General features: G+C 64.1%; 16 protein-coding genes. 14 read left to right on the top strand and 2 right to left on the bottom strand.

Annotation, left to right across the window (positions count from 1 at the left end; translation table 11 throughout):
* Positions 1–12 precede the first annotated feature (12 nt).
* From FA94_RS32275 to FA94_RS32265, 3 genes are all read left to right on the top strand, one after another.
* Positions 13–438, top strand: a complete 426-nt coding sequence (locus FA94_RS32275) for a phasin family protein (protein WP_035559298.1) — start codon at positions 13–15, stop codon at positions 436–438.
* Between the two features lie 564 nt (positions 439–1,002).
* Entirely contained in the window at positions 1,003–1,452 is a 450-nt protein-coding gene (locus FA94_RS32270; protein WP_081936388.1) for a DUF2844 domain-containing protein, read from the top strand.
* A gap of 11 nt (positions 1,453–1,463) precedes the next feature.
* On the top strand, positions 1,464–2,750 hold the full coding sequence (locus tag FA94_RS32265) for a DUF3443 domain-containing protein (RefSeq protein WP_051980995.1): 1,287 nt from the start codon (positions 1,464–1,466) through the stop codon (positions 2,748–2,750).
* 8 nt (positions 2,751–2,758) lie between these two features.
* On the opposite strand, the gene FA94_RS32260 is transcribed toward FA94_RS32265, so the two are convergent.
* On the bottom strand, positions 2,759–4,024 hold the full coding sequence (locus FA94_RS32260; protein ID WP_035559292.1) for a zinc-binding metallopeptidase family protein: 1,266 nt from the start codon (positions 4,022–4,024) through the stop codon (positions 2,759–2,761).
* A 334-nt stretch (positions 4,025–4,358) separates the two neighbouring features.
* Between FA94_RS32260 and FA94_RS32255 the strand changes: the two genes are divergently transcribed.
* The 8 genes from FA94_RS32255 to hutG all read left to right on the top strand — a co-directional run bounded on the left by FA94_RS32255 (position 4,359) and on the right by hutG (position 15,702).
* Positions 4,359–7,832 carry a transglutaminase family protein gene (locus tag FA94_RS32255; protein WP_035559289.1) on the top strand — a complete coding sequence of 1,158 codons (3,474 nt, stop codon included), beginning with the start codon at positions 4,359–4,361 and terminating at the stop codon, positions 7,830–7,832.
* 31 nt (positions 7,833–7,863) lie between these two features.
* Entirely contained in the window at positions 7,864–10,563 is a 2,700-nt protein-coding gene (locus FA94_RS32250; RefSeq protein WP_035559286.1) for a circularly permuted type 2 ATP-grasp protein, read from the top strand.
* Positions 10,560–11,450 carry a transglutaminase family protein gene (locus FA94_RS32245; protein ID WP_035559283.1) on the top strand — a complete coding sequence of 297 codons (891 nt, stop codon included), beginning with the start codon at positions 10,560–10,562 and terminating at the stop codon, positions 11,448–11,450. The genes FA94_RS32250 and FA94_RS32245 overlap by 4 nt, the downstream gene beginning before the upstream one ends.
* Positions 11,451–11,681: 231 nt before the next feature.
* Complete coding sequence (locus FA94_RS32240; protein ID WP_035563721.1) at positions 11,682–12,431, top strand: IclR family transcriptional regulator; 750 nt, start codon at positions 11,682–11,684, stop codon at positions 12,429–12,431.
* Positions 12,432–12,513: 82 nt separating this feature from the next.
* Positions 12,514–13,269: a transporter substrate-binding domain-containing protein gene (locus tag FA94_RS32235; protein ID WP_035559280.1), complete on the top strand. Its 756-nt coding sequence runs from the start codon at positions 12,514–12,516 to the stop codon at positions 13,267–13,269.
* 17 nt (positions 13,270–13,286) lie between these two features.
* On the top strand, positions 13,287–13,955 hold the full coding sequence (locus FA94_RS32230) for an amino acid ABC transporter permease (protein WP_035559277.1): 669 nt from the start codon (positions 13,287–13,289) through the stop codon (positions 13,953–13,955).
* A complete protein-coding gene (locus tag FA94_RS32225; RefSeq protein ID WP_051980993.1) occupies positions 13,952–14,737 on the top strand; it encodes an amino acid ABC transporter ATP-binding protein in 786 nt (261 codons plus the stop codon). Before FA94_RS32230 ends, FA94_RS32225 begins: the two co-directional genes overlap by 4 nt.
* A complete protein-coding gene (gene hutG, locus FA94_RS32220) occupies positions 14,734–15,702 on the top strand; it encodes a formimidoylglutamase (RefSeq protein WP_035559274.1) in 969 nt (322 codons plus the stop codon). The genes FA94_RS32225 and hutG overlap by 4 nt, the downstream gene beginning before the upstream one ends.
* A 96-nt stretch (positions 15,703–15,798) precedes the next feature.
* Here the strand turns inward: hutG and FA94_RS32215 are convergent, their stop codons facing one another.
* A complete protein-coding gene (locus FA94_RS32215; RefSeq protein ID WP_081936268.1) occupies positions 15,799–17,421 on the bottom strand; it encodes a DUF2957 domain-containing protein in 1,623 nt (540 codons plus the stop codon).
* 648 nt (positions 17,422–18,069) lie between these two features.
* Here FA94_RS32215 and FA94_RS32210 point away from each other — a divergent pair.
* The 3 genes from FA94_RS32210 to FA94_RS32200 all read left to right on the top strand — a co-directional run bounded on the left by FA94_RS32210 (position 18,070) and on the right by FA94_RS32200 (position 20,191).
* Positions 18,070–18,492, top strand: a complete 423-nt coding sequence (locus tag FA94_RS32210) for a MarR family winged helix-turn-helix transcriptional regulator (protein ID WP_035559271.1) — start codon at positions 18,070–18,072, stop codon at positions 18,490–18,492.
* An 89-nt stretch (positions 18,493–18,581) separates the two neighbouring features.
* Positions 18,582–19,004 carry a MarR family winged helix-turn-helix transcriptional regulator gene (locus tag FA94_RS32205; protein ID WP_035559267.1) on the top strand — a complete coding sequence of 141 codons (423 nt, stop codon included), beginning with the start codon at positions 18,582–18,584 and terminating at the stop codon, positions 19,002–19,004.
* A gap of 86 nt (positions 19,005–19,090) precedes the next feature.
* On the top strand, positions 19,091–20,191 hold the full coding sequence (locus FA94_RS32200; protein ID WP_197070265.1) for an HlyD family secretion protein: 1,101 nt from the start codon (positions 19,091–19,093) through the stop codon (positions 20,189–20,191).
* Positions 20,192–20,194: the final 3 nt, after the last annotated feature.

Genomic DNA, 20,194 nt, shown 5'->3' with positions numbered 1-20,194 from the left:
GGAGGATTTCGCATGGACCGACCTGACGCCGCCAATCCGTTTGGCGATTTCACCAAAATGCTGGAGCAGTTCAAGCTCCCCGGCTTCGACGTACCCGCCATCATGGAAGCGCGACGCAAGGACATGGAAGCGCTCGTTCAGGCAAATCAGACGGCCTTCCAGGGCATGCAGTCGCTCGCGCAGAAACAGGCGGATATGTTGCGCACCACGTTGAGCGAAATGCAGTCGCTGACGGGGCAGTTGTCGAGCGGCGGCGCCGCGCCTTCGTCGAAGGCCGCCGAGCTGATCCAGCAAAGTCTGCACAAGTCGCTCGCCGACATGCAGCAACTCGCGCAAGCCGCGTATCAGACGCAAGCCGAGTCGTATGCGGTGATCGCAAAACGCGTCGAAGAAAATGTGCAGGAGCTGAAGTCGCTCCTTCAGCAGCAGAAGAAATAACCGGCGCCGGGATTTCGAATCCCGGCCGATACCGCAAATGACCTCCGTGTCATTTGCGGTTTTTTTTCGCCTCGGCAACTCCCTTCGTCGCGGTTCGATCTCGTCACACGAAAGCGTTTGAAGCGGCGCTTATCGTCAGAGGAAAACGGTTTTTCGGGGCGGTTTATTCAGCATGCGCTTACATCGCGCAGGCGATGCAACGCGCATGGATGTTTTTTTGCTACGTCCCCGTTATTTCATGCGCGTGTTCGCTTTAAACGCGTTATGACGTGAAAACTTACGCGTAAGCACCGTCCGTGGGGGACACCCTTCCCGACGATCAAACAGGCCTGAACGGCAGCGCGCCGCGCGCCGGTTTAAATCGCTTCGCAAACGATTGCAACGTCATGCCGCGCTCGCTAAAGTTTCGCGCCGCCACTCCGTTGACGCATTCACGCAAGCCAACCGGTGTGAATGCAAAACCGGCACCGCCGATCAGGAGTGCGCCCCTGGATTCCCGTTCCTGACTGACCCGGCCAAGGTCGTCATGAGCGTTTCACCTCGAAGGACATTCTCTTGAAACCGATGCTCTCTACCCGCATTGCTCGCGCAATGCTCGGGGCAAGCTGCGCGCTGTCGTTCGCCGCACACGCCACGCTAGGCCAGAACGTCAGCACGATCGACAACGATCAGATGCGTCTGCATGCCGTCGCCCGGTCGGCCACTACGCAAAGCGCGTATTCGGTACACCTGATCACGATGCCGTCCGGCACCCAGGTTCGCGAATACGTGGCCTCCAACGGCGTCGTGTTCGGCGTCGCGTGGCAAGGCCCCACGCTGCCGGATCTGAAGTCGATGCTCGGCACGTCGTTCGACACCTACGTCGCCGCGACCGCAACGCGTCGCGGCACGCCGCTGGCGGTGTCCAACAGCGATCTGGTGGTCTACTCCGGCGGCCATCTGCGCGCATTCGCCGGCCATGCGTACTTGCCGCAAGCGGTGCCCGCGGGCGTCGATGTCGGCGTCATTCAATGACGGAGCGAATCATGCGTCATCTGTCTTCGTTGTTTGCTTCACGTTCTTCGTCGCGTTCCTCGACGGCGATCACCCTGTTGGGCGCGACGTTGCTCGCGCTGCTCGTCGCCGCGTGCGGCGGCGGTGGCGGCGGCGGTTCCAGCGCTTCGGCCGGTTCAAGCAGTTCGACCACGGCGTTATCGGCGCCTCCGTCGCAGGCGGTGGCCGCGAACGCGGTGCGCGTGACGGTCGACTCCGGCGTGAGCAGCGTGCCGAACATGCCGTTCGTCAGCCTCACGATCTGCACGCCCGGCACCACTCAATGCCAGACCATCGATCACGTGCTGGTCGACACCGGCTCGTGGGGCGTGCGCATCTTCGCGTCGCAATTGCCGGCTTCGGTGCCGCTGCCGCAGCAACAGGACAGCGCGGGTCACCAGATCGCCGAATGCATGCAGTTCTTCGACGGCTACACGTGGGGCTCGGTGCGGCTCGCCGATCTGCAGATTGCCGGCGAGAAAGCCGCGTCGCTGCCGATCCAGGTGATCGATCCGAACTACGCGTCGCTGCCGGCCGCTTGCGCGAACTTCGGCTCGTCGCGCAACACGCCGGCCACGCTGCAGGCCAACGGGATTCTCGGCATCGGCGTGTTCAAGCACGACTGCGGCGCGAACTGCGTGCAGCAGGCCGTGGACGGTACGTACTACGGGTGCAGCGGCGCATCGTGCACGTCGATTCCGCTGGCCGAGCAGTATCAGGTGGCCAACCCGATTCCCTATTTCGCCACCGACAACAACGGTTCGATGCTGAGCCTGCCGACGGTCTCCGGCGGCGCGGCGTCGGTGACGGGGCAACTGGTGTTCGGCATCGGCACGCAGACCAACAACACGTTGGGCGGCGCGCAGGTGATCGGCGTCAGTCCGTCGAACGGCACGTTCACGACGGTGCAGGGCGGCGCCACGTATTCGCAAAGTATTCTGGACAGCGGCTCGACCGGCCTGTTCTTCGCGAGCAGCGCGATGCCGGTGTGCGCGAGCCCGAACAGCTCGTATTACTGTCCGGCGTCGACGGAGCAACTGAGCGCGATGATCGAAGGCGTGAACGGCGTGACGAGCGCGGTGAACTTCAGCGTCGGCAATGCGACGGCGATCGCGCAGACCTATAGCGGCAGTTTGGCGCTGCCTTTGCTGGCGGGTCCGGCGTTCGTCACGTCGACGATTTTCGATTGGGGTCTGCCGTTCTTCTACGGCCGCAATGTGTACGCGGCCGTCGAGCAACAGGCGACGCCCGGCGGGACGGGGCCTTACGTCGCGTATTGAGTATTAAGTTACCGGGGCTTGGCGTTTTGGCCCGTTGCTGTGGGCGCGGGGGCGACACCCGCAGGCTGCGATGGCGGAACGGGCGGCGGCTGCGGCGCTACGGGGACGGGAGCCGCCGCAGGCGCTATGACAGGCGCTATCGCAGCCGTAGCGCCCACCGCCACCGCTCCTTGCCCCTGACCCGCCGGCGCCGCCGCTTCCCTCGGCCGCGACTTATCGCCCGCCTCCGCGATCACGCGATGCACGAAGCGCAGCTTGTCCACCACGGGCGCGGCGAGCGTGAACGGATAGCCGTCCGCCATCCCCAGACTGCGGTTCAGGCTGTTCAGCGCGTAGGTGAGCGGAAACCAGCGCTTCATCAGATTCTCGAAACTCGTGTCCTCCACCGGCGTGCGGTCGGTCAGCGTCGGCTCGCTCGGATCGTCGGGCAGCAGCGCGACGCCGTATGACGTCGACGTATCCAGCACGTCGACGATCAGCATGTAATGCGCCCACGTTTCCGCCCAGTCTTCCCACGGATGCATCGTCGCGTACGCGCTGATATGCGACGCCTGCCAGTCGGCCGGCGCGCCGTCGCGATAGTAGGCCGTCAGCGCTTCGCCATAGTCGACGCTCTCGTCGCCGAACAGCTTGCGGAACGGTTCGAGCCAGCGCGGGTTGTTCTGCACCAGCTGGCTGAAATAGTAATGACCGGTCTCATGGCGGAAGTGCCCGAGCAGCGTCCGGTACGGCTCGCCCATCGCGCTGCGCACTTTCTCGCGATACGCGTCGTCCGCTTCGGCGATATTCAGCGTGATCAGTCCGTTGTCGTGGCCGGTCATGACCTGCTCGCCGTCGCCGCCGTCTTCGAGGAATTCGAACGCGAGGCCATGCTCCGGGTCCATCTGCCGCGACTTCACATCCAGACCGAGCGCCGCCAGCGTGTACAGCAGGCGCCGCTTGGCCATTTCCAGCCGATACCAGTAGAGCCGGTTGTCCGGCGCGCTCAGGTTCGGAATGGTCCGCGTCAACTGGCAGGCGCGGCACAGCGTGTCGGGCGAGTCGGCGGGAATCATCCAGTTGCAGACGTTTTCGACTGCGTAGTTGTGGCACTGGCGGAACAGCGCGCCTTGCAGATCCGGATGCAGACTGCGCCAGCGTCCTTCGCCGGCGTCTTCGAAGGCGCTGATTTCCGCGACCTCGGGTACATAGCCGAGCAACGACTCGCACCGTTCGCAACGCACGTTTTCATAAAAGACGAGATGCGAGCAGTGATTGCAGTGGAACGTTTTCATCGATGGAGCCTGAGAAGTGGAGAGCGGATCACGGGCGGATCACGAGCGACGACTCGCCGCAATCTTTATGCCGCAATTGCCAGACGTCACTGGTTTAACGCACATTACGTGCATGATCGTGCATCGGCGTTGCGCCGCTTTGGTGCGCGGCGTTGCAGAAGGCGGTAGAAAGGCGCGCTAATCGAGCGACCGGACGCTCGACAGACGCGGCACACTTCGCAGCAGGCGGTGTTCCGGGGGTTGCAGGCTATTTACGCGGATTTTCGCGCTTGTTCCATAAACGGCATGAAGCTTGCTTTTTGGCGGGCTGCCATCCTTCGTCCAGGAGTCCGGTGTGTCCATACGCGTCGCGTTGCATCATGTCACACATTACCGCTACGACAGGCTGGTTGCGCTGTCGCCCCAGGTCGTGCGTCTCAGGCCTGCGCCGCATTGCCGTACCCCGATCCTCGCGTATTCCATGCGGATCGAGCCGGCCGACCACTTCATCAACTGGCAGCAGGACGCGTTCGCCAACTATCAGGCGCGCCTCGTCTTTCCGGAGAAGACCCGCGAGTTCAAGGTGACCGTGGATCTGATCGCCGAAATGGCCGTCTACAACCCGTTCGACTTCTTTCTCGAACCGTCGGCCGAGCAATTCCCGTTCGACTACGACCCCGGCCTCGCGCTGGAACTCGCGCCCTATCGCGTCAAACGGCCGATGACGCCGCGTTTCGCCGAGTTCGTCGCGAGTATCGACCGCACGCCGGCCGTCACCGCCGACTTCCTCGTCGCGCTGAATCAACGGTTGCAACACGAAATCCGCTACCTGATCCGGATGGAGCCCGGCGTGCAAACGCCCGAGGAGACGCTCACGAGCGCCGCGGGCTCGTGCCGCGATTCGGGCTGGCTGCTGGTCGAGACCTTGCGGCAACTGGGGCTGGCGGCGCGTTTCGTGTCCGGCTATCTGCTGCAACTCGCGCCGGACATTAAATCGATCGACGGCCCAAGCGGCGCCGAGGTCGACTTCACCGACCTGCACGCATGGTGCGAGGTGTACCTGCCCGGCGCGGGCTGGATCGGCCTCGACCCGACCTCCGGCCTGCTGGCCGGCGAAGGGCACATTCCGGTCGCCTGCACGCCGGAACCGGGCAGCGCGGCGCCGATCTCCGGCGCGGTCGACGAGTCCGAGGTCGAGTTCGAGCACACCATGTCGATCGAGCGGGTGCTGGAAACGCCGCGCGTCACCAAGCCGTACAGCGAAGAGGTGTGGGCCGACGTGCTGACCATGGGCGCCGAGGTCGACCGTCAACTCGAGGAGATGGACGTACGCCTGACCATGGGCGGCGAGCCGACCTTCGTGTCGGTGCGCGACCGCGACGCCGACGAATGGAACACCGACGCGCTCGGACCCACCAAACGTGGCTACGCCGTCGCGCTGATGGAGAAGCTGCGCGCGCGTTACGGCGCGAACGGCTTCCTGCATATCGGCCAGGGCAAGTGGTATCCGGGCGAACAACTGCCGCGCTGGGCCATGTCGCTTTACTGGCGCGCCGATGGCGAGCCGTGCTGGCAGGATCCGTCGCTGTTCGGCGACGAACGCGAGCCCGGCAACTACACCGCCGCCGACGCGCAACGCTTCCTCGCGCATCTCGCGACCCGGCTCGACCTCGACACGGATTGCATCCAACCCGGTTTCGAAGACGTCTGGTACTACCTGTGGCGCGAACGCCGTCTGCCGGTCAACGTCGATCCACTCGATGCGCGCCTCGACGACGAACTCGAGCGCGTGCGCCTGCGCCGCGTGTTTGACGCGGGTCTGAGCGGCGCGACCGGCTTCGTGTTGCCGCTCGGCCGCGAACGCGACGTGCCGCATGAAGCGCCGAAGTGGGTCAGCGGCCGCTGGTTCTTCCGCGACGAGCGCATGTTCCTGATTCCCGGCGATTCGCCGATGGGCTACCGCCTGCCGCTCGACGCCTTGCCGTGGGTGTCGAAGACCGACTACCCGTACCAGCACGCGCACGATCCGTTCGCACCGCCCGTGCCGTTGCGTTCGGCCACGCAGTTGCGGATGCAGTACGACGGCGAGCAGCGCACCCTGAGCCCTGCTGAAGCGCGGCGGGTGGCGGCGTTGTCGTCGTCGGCAGCGGATTTGCTGAGCGGCATGCCAGGCAGCGGCGTGCTGGCGTTCGCGCCGCAGACCGGTGGCGAACAGCCGCCGGCGCGCGGCGTGTCGTCGAAAGAAACGTTGCGCACGGCGATTTGCGTCGAAGCGCGTGACCCGAAACGGGCCGCAGGTCCGAAAGCCGAGACCGACGCGTTCGGCAGCGGCCGCACCTTGCTGCATGTGTTCATGCCGCCGCTCACCGAGCTCGACGATTATCTCGACCTGCTGGCCGCGATCGAAGCGACCGCCGCCGAGCTGCAAATGAAGGTCGTGCTCGAAGGCTATCCGCCGCCGCGCGACGCGCGTCTGAAGGTCCTGCAGGTCACGCCGGACCCCGGCGTGATCGAGGTGAACATTCATCCGGCGTCGAACTGGGATCAACTGGTCGACCACACCGAGTATCTGTATCAGTCCGCCGCCGAGAGCTATCTCAGCAGCGAGAAGTTCATGACCGACGGCCGCCACACCGGCACCGGCGGCGGCAATCACTTCGTCCTCGGCGGCGCGACGCCCGCCGACAGTCCGTTCCTGCGGCGTCCCGATCTGCTCGCGAGTCTGATTGCGTACTGGCACAACCATCCGTCGCTGTCGTATCTGTTCTCCGGGCTGTTCATCGGACCGACCAGCCAGGCGCCGCGGATCGACGAAGCGCGCAACGATCAGGTCTATGAACTCGAAGTCGCGTTCCGCGAATTGCAACGGCAGATCGATCTGCTCGGCGGGCGCGAGAGCGCCAATCTGCCGGCGTGGATGATCGACCGTTCGCTGCGCAATATCCTGATCGACGTGACCGGCAACACGCACCGCGCCGAGTTCTGCATCGACAAGCTGTATTCGCCGGACGGCCCGACCGGCCGCCTCGGTCTGCTCGAATTGCGGGGTTTCGAAATGCCGCCGCACGCGCGCATGAGCCTGGTGCAGCAGTTGTTGCTGCGCGCGCTGGTGGCGCGTTTCTGGCACACGCCGTACACGCAGCGGCTCACGCGGTGGGGGACCGAACTGCACGATCGCTTCCTGCTCGGCACCTTCGCCAAGATGGATTTCGACGACGTGATCGGCGAACTGAACGAGGCGGGCTTCGCGTTCGACAGTAGCTGGTTCGACCCGCACTTCGAATTTCGCTTCCCGCTGGTCGGCGCGACCACGGTGAATGGCGTCTCGCTGACCATTCGCAATGCGCTCGAACCGTGGCACGTGATGGGCGAAGAAGGCTCGCCGGGCGGCACGGTACGCTATGTGGATTCGTCGGTGGAGCGGCTCGAAGTGCGCGCGCTGGGGCTGAACGACAACCGTCATGTGCTGACCGTGAACGGCGTGCCGGTGCCGTTGCAGCCAACCGGCCGCGTCAGCGAGTATGTGGCCGGCGTGCGCTTTCGCGCGTGGTCGCAACCGTCGGCGCTGCATCCCACCATCGGCGTGGATGCGCCGCTTACTTTCGATCTGGTCGACACATGGACCGGCCGTTCGGTGGGCGGTTGCCAGTATCATGTGGCCCATCCGGGCGGGCGCAGCTACGAGACCTTCCCGGTCAATGCTTACGAGGCGGAAAGCCGGCGGCGCTCGCGCTATCTGGCGTCGGGCCACACGCCGGGGCCGCTCACGGTCGACATGCCGCAGCGCAGCCTGGAGTTTCCGTTCACGCTGGACCTGCGCTACTGGTAACCACGCAGCACACTCTTAAAACGATACGACTTTGGCCTTTCAATCGACTTTTCCCTTCGAGACGTCCGCGGCGCGCGCGGACGCTTCGTCCTTGTTGCGCCTGCTGCCGGCTTACGAGGGACATTGGGACGAGTTACGCGACGCCTCGGGCGCCCTGCGCGAACCGTGGCGGCAGTTCTTCCAGCGGCTCGGCGAAGACGGCATCGCGCGGCTGGACGATCATCGCGCGTCGATCGCGCAGCAGATCCGCGACAACGACATCAGCTACAACGTCTACGCGGATAACGGCGAGTCCCGGCCCTGGGCGCTCGACCTGCTGCCGTTCCTGATCAGCGAAGAAGAGTGGACGCATATCGAGCAGGGCGTGACGCAGCGCGCGCATCTGCTCAATGCGATCGTCGCGGATATTTATGGGCCGCAGACCCTGCTGGAGCGTGGCCAATTGCCGCCCGCGCTGGTGTTCGGGCATCCGGGTTATCTGCGTTCGGTGAAGGGCTATACGCCGCCTGGCGGCCAATATCTGCAGGTCGTCGCGGTCGATCTGGCGCGCACGCCTGGCGGCGACTGGACCGTGATGGCGCATCGCACCGAGGCGCCGTCCGGCCTCGGCTATGCGCTCGAAAACCGGCTGATCGTGTCGACGCTGTTCGCTGACCCGTTCCGCACGATGCGCGTGAGCCGCCTCGCGCCGACCTATTCGCAACTGATCGCGACGCTCGTTCAGGCCGCACAGGCGACCATGCTGCACGACGGCGAAGGCGCCGAAACGTCGGCGCATATCGCGTTGCTCACGCCGGGACCGTTCAGCGAAACCTATTTCGAGCACGTGTTTCTGGCGCGATATCTCGGCGTCACGCTGGTCGAGGGTAAAGACCTGACCGTGCGCGACGACAAGCTGTATCTGAAAACCCTCGGCGGTCTCGAACGGGTGCACGTGGTGCTGCGCCGTCTCGACGACGCGTTCTGCGATCCGGTCGAACTGCGCGCCGATTCGAGCATCGGTGTGCCGGGTCTGTTGCAGGTGATGCGCGCGGGCAATGTGATCGTCTCGAACGTGCCGGGCTCGGGCTTTGTCGAGTCGCCGGCGTTGCACGGTTTTCTGCCGGGTATCGCCGAAGTGCTGCTCGACGAAGACCTCCTGCTGCCGAGCGTGCCGACCTGGTGGTGCGGCGAGAAGGCGGCGCGCGAGCACGCCTTCTCGCGGCTCGACGAGGCGTTTATCGTGCCGACGTGGCCGGTCGGCGCGCGCGATGCGCCGCCGGGCATCGAGCAGGGCAGGCAGAAACTGTCCTCGTGGCGCGCGCGTATCGAAGCGATGCCCGACACCTACACGATCCAGCAGGCGCAGCGGTTTTCCAGCACGCCGCGTTACGAGGACGGCACGATCGGTCGCCGTCCGTCGGTGCTGCGCGTCTATGCGATCGCCGACGTCAACGGCGGCTGGCATGTGATGCCGGGCGGCTTCACGCGCATGGCCGCCGAACGCCAGACGACCGTGTCGATGCAGTACGGCGGCAGCAGCGTCGACACGTGGGTGCTGTCGAGCCAGCCGACCTCGACCTTCACGCTGTTGCCTTCGCCGATGCAACCCGCCGATCTCGCGCGCAAGCATCGCACCGTGTCGAGCCGCGCGGCGGAAAATCTGTTCTGGGCCGGACGCTATGGCGAGCGCGTTGAAAACAACGTGCGGCTGTTGCGGCTGATTCTCGGCTCGCTGGAAGGCAACGACGCCGACGCGATGTTTCCGACTCTGGTCGAACTCGCGCTGCACTGTGGGCTCGTGCAGGCCGGCGACATGGCTTCGCCGCATTCGCCGCAAGCGTTCGAACGCGCGCTGGTCGCGAATCTGAGCGAGAGCACCGGGGTGGCGAGCATCGGCCAGAATCTGGCTCGCCAGGCGCGCTCGAATGGCGAAGTGCGGGGGCGGCTGTCCAACGATCACTGGCGCACGATTCTCGCCGCGCGCAATGACTTCCGCGATGCCTTGCAGACGTTGATGCCGGGGGCGGCGCAGGCGCAGACCTCGATGCAATCGCAGTCGCAGTCGCAGAGCGCGGGTGAATCGCAAACCCAGAGCAACGGCAGTCGCAACGGCGGCGCGATGAGCGCGAACGGCCGCGCCGAACGCCTCGATCGCTACGACCGCGTCACGTTGATGACCGCGCTCGAACGTCTGTCGGTGCAGTTGTCGGCCATCAGCGGCGCGCAAGGCGACCGCATGACGCGCGACGAAGCCTGGCGTTTGCTGTTCGTCGGCCGCCATATCGAACGTGTCTCGGCAATGACCTCGTTCCTGCGCGTGGTCGCCGATAAAGGCCAGCTCGCCACGCCCGCCGGCTTCGATCTGCTGCTGCAACTGTTCGACAGCACGCTGACGTATCGCTCGCTGTATCCCGGCCGTTTCGAAGTGCCGGCCTTGCTCGATCTGCTGGTCAGCGAGCCGACCAATCCGCGCGGCATCTACGGCGTCTACGCGCGTCTGCGTAAAAAGCTCGATGAGATCGCCGTCGCGGCGGGCAGCGTGCGGCATCGTCCGTTTGCGGAATTGATGCCGCCCGCCGTGTCGTTGCCGTCGCTCGAAGCGCTGTGCACCGTCGACGAAAACGGCGTGCATAGCGACCTCATTGCGGTGTGCGATCAGATCGGCGGCTTTGTCGGCGCCGCTGCCCATGAAATCAGCGCGCGTTACTTCAGTCACGCGAGCACTGTCGCCTCACAGGTGTGGTCATGAAGAGCGCACCGACCGTGCTGTCCGTCTCGCATCGCACCACGTACCACTATTCCACGTACGTGGAGACCGCCCAGCATCTCGCGACGATCCGGCCGATCGCGTGCGCGTGGCAGCGCGTGGTGTCGCACAGCGAAAAGATCGAACCGGAACCGTCGTATCTGAACAGCCGTCTCGACGCGTTCGGCAACGACGTGCTGTATTTCGCGCTCGACGCGCCGCACGAACGCCTGCAACTCGTCAGCGAAACCACGGTGGCGCTGACACCGCGCTGGACCGATCTCGACCCGGACACCACGCCCGCCTGGGACGAGGTGGCGAGGGCGCTGCGGTTTAGCGTCGGCGGCCAGTTCCGGCCTGAAGTGGAGTTCTGTTTCGCGTCGCCGAATATCGTGCCGCGGCCGTCGTTGCGCGCGTATGCGTTGCCGAGTTTTCCGCCCGGTATGCCGCTCGCCGAAGGCGCGATCGACCTGATGCATCGCATTCACGACGACTTCGATTACAAGCCCTCGGCGACGATGTTCGATACGCCCGCCGAACGTGCGTTCGAATTGAAGAGCGGCGTGTGTCAGGACTTCGCGCAGGTGATGATCGGCTGTTTGCGTTCGCTGGGTCTGCCGGCGCGTTACGTGAGCGGCTATCTGCGTAACGACCCGCCGCCGGGGCAGCCGCGTTTGATCGGCGCGGATGCGTCGCATGCGTGGGTGTCGGTGCATTGTCCCGGCAGCGGCTGGATCGACCTCGATCCGACCAACGACGTGCTGGCCGATATGGATCACGTGACGCTCGCCATTGGCCGCGATTACAGCGACGTGTCATTGCTGCGCGGCATGATTCTCGGCGGCGGCGCGCATCGCGTGGAAGTGGGGGTGACGGTGCTCGCACTGTAGTGTGCCGCTGTAGTGCTTTCGCTTGAGCGCTTCCCGTTTTACCACTGCATTTAAGCCGTTTTCTGTCAGACGAATCGTCTCCACGTGCCGCGCATTTCGCCGCGGCACGCTCAATTTCGCCCACTCGGGGAAATCCCTTGCCCCTCATTCCCATTCAATGGGAATCCCATTTTTGAAATCCGAGAACGTTCTGGCATTCTGGTTCCGTGATTGATTGCGGGTGGTGTCGACGTGAACGCGGAACAGAATGTGACAGGTGCAGAACGGGTTTTGCTGGTGCTGGCGGCGCTCGCCAGTCATGGCAAAGCCATGTCGGTCAAAGATTTGCTGGCCGTGACCGGCCTTGCGCAAAGCACCTTGTATCGGCAAATCGCGCTGCTCAAGCGCTGGGGTTTCGTCGCGGAAAACGCGGGGCATTACGCGCCCGGTCCGATCAGCCTGCAACTCGCGCTTGGCTTCGACGTCAATTCGCTGCTCGTGGAAGCGAGCCGTAGCGAGATGCAGCAACTGGCGCGCGCGTCGCAGGAAAGCATCGGGCTGGTGGTCGCTGTCAAACATCAGGTGATGTGCCTCGAAATGGTCGACAGTCAGCATTCGCTGCGCTGCTCGTTCGAAAAAGGCCGCGCCGTGCCGCTCAAAGCGGGCGCGTCGGCGAAATCGCTGCTGGCCTTCATGGCCGACAAAGCGCGCAACGAAATACTCGATAGCGCGTTCGACAACGACCCCGCCGGCCGCGCCGCGATCGAAGCCGAACTCGAACAGATTCGCGCCCAGGGCTACGCCGTCAGCGACAGCGAAGTCGATCCGGGCGTGTGGGGCGTGAGCGCCCCGATCTTTCATCGCAGCGGACGCGGCGTCGGTAGCAGCGCGTCGATCACCTTGATGGCGCCGTCCACGCGCGCCACGGGTCGCGAAAGCCAATTCATCGACGGGACGCTACGTACGGCCCGCGCCATTTCCGAGCACATGCAAACCGATTGATCGCTTCATGCCGTTCGCGGCTGCATCTCGATCCGGATTCCGAACGAACTGAAGAACTTGATGGACCACAAGGAGCCTACCCATGAAACTGCAACGACTGCTGTCCCTCGCCTGTGTCACGGTTGCCGTGACTTTTGCGGGCTTCTCCGGCGCCGCGTCGGCACAATCGGCGGACGTGCTGAACGTCGCCACCGACGCCACCTTCCCGCCGATGGAATTCACCGAGAACGGTGCGCGAACCGGCTTCGACGTCGACATCATGAACGCGCTCGCCAAGGCCATGGGCAAGCGCGTGCAATGGACCGACATCGACTTTAAAGGGCTGATTCCCGGCCTGATCGCGCATCGCTTCGACGCGGCGATTTCCGGCATCTATATCACCGACGAACGCGCGAAAGTGGTCGACTTCACCGATTCGTACTACGCGGGCGGCCTCGTCGCGCTGGTGAAAAACGATTCGCCGGTCAAATCCGTGGCCGATCTGAACGGCAAGAAAGTGTCGGTTCAGGTGGGCACAAAGTCGGTGAACTTCCTGCGCGACAACTATCCGCAGATCAATCGCGTCGAAGTCGAAAAGAATCAGGAAATGTTCGACCTCGTGGGCATTGGCCGTGCCGACGCCGCCGTGACCGGCAAGCCGGCCGCGTATCAGTTCGCGAAGACGCGCGGCGGTTTCCGCGTGCTCGACAAGCAACTGACCACCGAAGCCTACGGCATTGCCGTGCGCAAGGACGAGCCGGAACTGAAGACCGCGTTCAACACCGCGCTCGCGAAGATCAAGGCCGATGGCACTTATGCGGCGATCGTCAAGAAGTGGTTCGGCGCGAGCGCGCAATAAACGGCTGAGTAAATAACATGGCACTCGATTTTTCGCCGGTGATTGCCGGCTTGCCGGACATCATGCATGGCGCGCTGGTGACGGTGGAAGTCACCGCCGCCTCGCTCGCGTTGAGCTGCGTGCTGGGCCTGTTGATCGGTATCGGCCGGCTCACGCCGCAGCGGCGCGTGGTGTACGGGCTTTGCACCGCGTATCTGACGTTCTTCCGCGGCACGCCGTTGCTCGTGCAACTGTTTCTGCTGTTCTTCGGCTTGCCGCAATTCGGCATTCTGCTGCCGGCGTTTGTGTGCGGCATGCTCGGCCTCGGCTTGTATTCGGCGGCCTATGTGTCGGAGATCGTGCGCGGCGCGATTCAGTCGGTGGATCGCGGGCAGATGGAAGCCGCGCGCTCGATCGGCATGTCGTCGGGACAGGCCATGCGCGCGATCATTTTGCCGCAGGCCATCGTGCGGATGATCCCGCCGCTCGGCAACGAGTTCATCGCGCTGATCAAGAACTCGGCGCTGGTGTCGCTGTTGACGATCGACGATCTGATGCATGAAGGCCAGAAGATCATCAGCGTGTCGTACCGCTCGCTCGAGGTGTATCTGGCGATCGCGCTGGTTTATCTGGTGTTGACGCAAGCGACCAACTACGCGCTGCATCGCGTCGAGCGCCGTCTGCGCGCAGGAGGGATGGTGCAATGAATACCGTGAATACCGTGGCTCAGGAGACGGGGCCTATCGTCAGCATTCGTGGGCTGACCAAATCGTTCGGCTCGCATACGGTGCTCAACGGCATCGACTTCGATATTCAGCCGCAACAGGTTGTCGTGGTGATCGGGCCGAGCGGTTCGGGCAAGAGCACATTCTTGCGCTGCTGCAACGGCCTCGAACAGGCCGAAGGCGGCACGATCGATATCTGCGGGCATCGGCTGGTCGAGCAGGGCGCGATGCTCAAGGAGCGCTCGCTGAACGCGCTGCGCACTGAAGTCGGCATGGTGTTTCAGTCGTTCAATCTGTTTCCGCATCTGTCGGTGCTGCACAACATTACCGTGGGGCCGCGTATGTTGCGCGGCGCGAGCAAGGCCGAAGCCGAAGCGGCCGCCATGGCTTTGCTGGAGAAAGTCGGGCTCGCGCAGAAGGCGAACGTGATGCCGGCGAGTCTGTCGGGCGGTCAGAAGCAACGGGTGGCGATTGCGCGTGCGCTGGCCATGCAGCCGCGTGTGATGCTGTTCGACGAGCCGACTTCGGCACTCGATCCGGAACTGGTCGGCGAAGTGCTGCAAGTGATGAAACTGCTCGCGAGCGAAGGCATGACGATGGTCGTCGTCACGCATGAAATGGGTTTTGCCAAGGAAGTGGCCGACGTGGTGGTCGTGATGGACGGCGGCGTGATCGTCGAAGCGGGACCGCCCGCGGAAATTTTCTCGGCGCCTTCGCAGCCGCGTACGCGGGCCTTCCTGCAGGCGGTGTTGTCGCGCGCATGAGAGTTCCATTCGACGACAAGGTGTGGGCCGGCCGTTCCGACGACGGCGAGCCCGGCGACACGCGGCGCGTTTTCAACCAGGTGGTGCCGTTCGGCGACGCTCGGCAGGTTGATCGCGAGATGCCGGTGATTGTCGGCTTCGGTTCCGACGAAGGCGTGCGCCGCAATCAGGGCCGCACGGGCGCAGCGCACGCGCCGAAGGAATTACGGCGTGCGCTGGCGGGTTTGCCGGCGAAGGTGGCGCTGGCATCGCTCGCCGATGCGGGTGACGTGGTGTGCGACGACGGTGACCTGGAAGGCGCGCAGGTTGAATTGGCGCAGGTGGTCAGCGATGTGCTGGCGCGTGGTGGCCGGCCGCTGGTGTTTGGCGGTGGACATGAAGTCGCGTGGGGCACGTATAGCGGATTGCGCTTGCATCAGGCGCGCGAGGCTGTCGAAAGCGCTACCTCTCACGCGTCGCGCAAGCTGCTGATCGTCAACTTCGACGCGCATTTCGATCTGCGCCAGAAGCGTCCGGCGAATTCCGGCACGCCGTTCGACCAGATCGCCGACGACTGCGCCGAACGTGGCGTGCCGTTTAACTACGTCTGCTTCGGCATTAGCGATCTGGGCAATACCGCGTCGCTGTTCGCGCATGCGGAGCAACTCGGCGTGCGCTACGTGCTCGACGTCGACATGCAGGACGTGCATCTGCCGCAGCGCCTGCAGGATCTCCAAACCTTGCTCGACGCGGCGGACGACGTTTATCTGACCATCGACCTCGACGTGTTGCCGGCGGGTATCGCGCCCGGCGTGTCGGCGCCGGCCGCGCTGGGTGTGCCGTTGTCCGTGGTCGAAGCGATGGTGCAGCGCGTGCGGGCGTCCGGCAAGCTGCGCGCGGCGGATATCGCGGAGTACAACCCGTCGCTCGATCAGGACAAGCGGACGGCGAGGGTTGCCGCACGCCTGGCGTATCGCTTGCTGTAGTTTGAGCGTGGCGCCACGCCGCAGACGTGGCACACATAAAAAACGGCTCGCTGGCGTAATCCAGCGAGCCGTTTTTACATTCCACTCACCGCACGCTTATTCCACGAACGCCCCGATCGACAGGAACGGATTCACCTTGCCGATGTTGTTCGCGGGATCGTTGGTGGTGAACGTCGGGTTGATCCCGTTCATCAGCAGACCGTACACCGGCCCGACCTGGACCATCACGCCGGTGTCGCCCGCCTGGTAGAGCGCGGTGCTGCCGGACATCAACGGCTTGGTCGCGGTCACGTTGACGATACCCGGTTGCGTCTGCGTGAAATCGAGCGAGAAGTTGCTCGATGCCGCGGACGTGAACGGATTCAACAACGCCGCCGACGGACTCTGGAACAGGGTCGCGCCGTAATTCACGCCCGGGTTGAACGACGCGCTGCCGTCGGTGCAGGTTCCCGACGCGGCATAGACCGGCTGTCCGTTGACGTAGATCGGGTTCGGACTTTGACCGATGGTGGTCACCAGACCGCATGCCGACGCGCTATTCGCGCCGATATAGCCGCCCTTCAACGCCGTTTGGGCAATCTTCGTGGCGGGCGCCAGCAGCGAGATGCCGAGCTGATCGTCGAGCGCGTTGTTCAGAATGCCGAGCGGGTCGTTATCCGTATGGGCGTAGCCGACGCGAATCATCACCGGCACGAGCTGGTTGTTCACCTTGCCGACGATCATGATGCCGTGCGCCAGACTCGGCGCGAACAGCAGTTGCAGCACGCCCACGCCGGCCGCCGGATAAGCCAGACCGTTGGCGCGGCTGACGAAAACGTTGTCCGGCGAGCCGTCGGCATTGGTGCGCACCGTCCATGGCGTGCCGGTCAGGACGCACGAATTCGGCGATGAGTCGGGTGTACAGGTGCCGTCGGCGTTGAGCGTCTCGCTGGCCTGAACGGCTTGCGGCGCCCAGCCGGTCGTTGTCAGACCGTCCGTGCCCTGGGCCGGGTTGCCCTCGGGGCTCATGCGGAACCCGACTTCGTTATAGGCACCGGCCACCTGGGTGAAGTCGGTGATCGTCTGGCTGAAACCGAGGAACGGATACGAGTCGAACGTGCGCTGCGGCACGACGCCGATCGGGAAACCGAGCGACGTGACGCCGGAGAACTGGATCGTCGCGCCCGGAATCCCGCCGCCGATAATGCCCTCGCCGACGAACAGCATCGGCGGATCCTGCGGATTGATGGTGACGCTGTAGGTGCCGTCTGCGGTCGTGCCGTTCTTCAGCACGATCGCGCAGCGGTTCTGTTCGGCGGTCGGCAGGGCGAACGAGCCGGTCGGATTGTCGTAGTCGCCGGTGATCGTTAGGCCCGCGCGCGTGACGTTGACCTGGCCGACCGAGATCGGCACGGCGGATTCGACGAAGGTCATCTGATACTTCTTCGTCGCCGAATTGAATTGCATCTTGATGTACTCGCCGCTGCCCGAGCCACCTGTGTAGGTGGTCGAATAGTCGAGCGCATCGGGGCACAGCTTGGCCGCGACGACCGGCGTGCCGGGCGGCTGGCCTTGCGCCCCGCAGGAGGCGCCCGAACATTGCGGCACGGAGACGGCGCCCGGCGCATCCGTTTTGCCGGACCCGCCGCAAGCGGCCAGCAGCACGGATAGCGCGAACGCGCCCGTCAGTGCGCCTGTCGGTATTGAAGCAGATGAGCCTGCCCACAGTTTGAACGCCATTGTTTTGTCTCCTCGTCAAGCGTCGTTCGTTATTAATGCGCGCGATTAAATGAGTCGCGCGGATGCCGCTGGGTTTTTATCCGTCCACGAACTGAAATGCCATGCCCGGCGATGGTTCCGGATGCGCTCGATAAAATGGCCCCGAATGCGCGGCGGGATAGCCGCGGCAAATCGAGAGCATCGCGCGAGCCTTATTCGCCATACGGGCGGAGCGCGTCGAATGACGCGGAAGGCCACGAGACAGGCGAATCCGGCCATGCAGGGCAGATCGCCGTAGGCTAGGTAAAACAGGGGAATTTCAGTGCGACGCTAACGTATTTAATGCCGTATATCGAAGTGGCGCATGCAAGTCGCATAGTGGGAATCGCGCTGACTGGGTGGAATGGCATTAATGTCTCCGTGGCCTGTTATTAGATTTAATTGGTTGCGGCTGAACATTAAGCCGCTGCTACGGACTTGTATATAGTGGCATTAATCCAAACCCGTAAGATTCACCGTCGCGCCGTGCGGTGGGGCCTTGCGGCGGCAATTCAAACAGACGTATGTATGGAGGTTTTGCCCATTGATGCGGATTGCCGACACCCATCGCCGCGCCCCGAAACAAAATTCATCTTGACTCTGTGCGTATGCACACATACACTCATCGACATGAACCGCCCTCTCTCTTACGACGAATGCAACTGCTTCGCGCTGCGCCAGGCGGCGCGGCACGTCACGCAAATCTACGAGCGCCATCTGGGCGGCGTAGGGCTGACGGCCGCGCAGTTCACGATCCTCGCCAAGCTCGCACGCAAGCCGAATCTGCCCATGGCGGATCTGGCGGATGCCATGGTGATGGAGCGCACCACGCTGGTTCGCGCCATGAAGCCGTTGCAGCGCGATGGCCTGGTGGTGGCGGAAGCGGCGGAGCACGACGGCCGCACGTTTCTGTTCAGTCTCACGGCAAAGGGCGAAACGACCTTCGACCAGGCGTCGGTGGCGTGGCGCGCAGCGCAGGACGAGTTTGAAGAGCGCTTCGGGCATGCGCGCGCAAGAGTGCTGCGCGCCGAGTTGTTCAGCATCACCGGCTAACGTAACCCGATAGGCCGCATGAACTCGCTTCAGCAGATTTGATGCGTCCATTAATGTGCATACGCACTCACGATTCAGGAAACGTAGTGATGGAAGGCCTCCTCGACGACGACTGCTTTGCGATCCGCCAGGCCGCCCGTTACGTCTCGCAGCTTTACGACCGGCATCTGGCGAACGTGGGGCTGACCATCACGCAGTTTTCGCTGATGGGTCGGTTGAAACGCGTCGGCCCGATGTCGATGAAGCAACTGGCCGAAGCCATGCGGATGCAGCGCACGACGCTGGTTCGCACGATCCAGCCGCTGCGCCGCAACGGCCTGATATCGAGCGACGTGCTCGGCGCGGACGTCCGGGCGCTGTCGATTGCGCTCACGCCGGCCGGCGAAGAACGTCTGAAGGCAGGCCGCGAACATTGGTACGCGGCGCAAGCCGAATTCGAACACCGATTCGGCGAAGAACGGGCCGCCGCATTGCGCGGCGAGTTGTTCGCCATCACGCAGGATCCGCTCTGAAGTCGGACGGGCAGTACCGCAAGGTCGGCGCAACGCACAGCGCCGTTTTTTTTAACTCAAGGAGTGCATACGCACATATTGACATCATGTCCACAACCCCTTCCACTATCGCGCCACCCAGCGCGGCTCAATCCGCCACACCGGCGCGGCGTATTCCCTGGATGCTGCTCGCGGTGATCACGGTGCTTGTCGTGCTCGCGTTGGCGGTGTCGTACTGGTTCTTCGTCGGCCGCTTTGTTGAAACGACTGACGATGCCTACGTGGGCGGCGATGTCACCGTGATGGCGCCGAAAGTGAACGGCTTCGTCACGGATGTGCTGGTGCGCGACAACCAGTTCGTGCACGCGGACCAGGTGCTGATCCGGCTCGATGCACGCGATTACGACGCCCGCCTCGCGCAGGCCAGCGCGGAAGTGCAGAGCGCCCAGGCCGCGGTGACCGAGTTGCAGGCGAAGAAATCCTTGCAACTCGCCACCATCAACGAGCAGGCGGCCGAGGTGCGCGCCTCCGGCGCCGAACTGACGCGCAGCGCCGCCGACCAGACGCGTTATCGCGAACTGGTGAAGGACGACGCGGTGTCGAGCCAGGTGGTCGAGCGGGCGGACGCCGATCTGAGCAAGGCGCACGCTGCCGTCGATCGCAGCGGCGCGGCGCTGATCGCGGCGCAGCGCCAGATTGCGGTGCTCGACGCGCAGATCGGCGACGCCGACGCGCGCATCGCCACCGCGCAAGCGGCGCAGCGGGTCGCGGCGCTGAACGTGGAGTACACAACGATTCGCTCGCCGATCGACGGTTATATCGGCAATCGCACCGCGCGAGTGGGACTGCTGGCGAACACGGGCGGCTCGCTGCTGACCGTGGTGCCCGCGAGCGGCCTGTGGATCGACGCCAACTTCAAGGAAGATCAGTTGAAGAAGATGCAGGTCGGCGACCGCGTCGACGTGAATCTCGACGCGTCGAGCCGGCAGATTCACGGCGTGGTGGAAAGTCTGGCGCCCGCCACCGGCGCGACCTTCAGCGTGCTGCCCGCCGAAAACGCCACTGGCAACTTCACGAAGATCGTGCAGCGTGTGCCGGTGCGGGTGCGTCTCGAGGTGCCGAAAGACATGCAAGGCGTGTTGCGCCCGGGCCTCTCGGCCACGGTGAAGGTCCACGTCGACGCTGGCGACACGCCGGCGCGCGGCTAAGAG

The sequence above is a fragment of the Burkholderia sp. 9120 genome (genome assembly GCF_000745015.1).
Taxonomy (GTDB): Bacteria; Pseudomonadota; Gammaproteobacteria; order Burkholderiales; family Burkholderiaceae; genus Paraburkholderia.
This window is presented reverse-complemented; position numbering and strand designations above follow the sequence as displayed.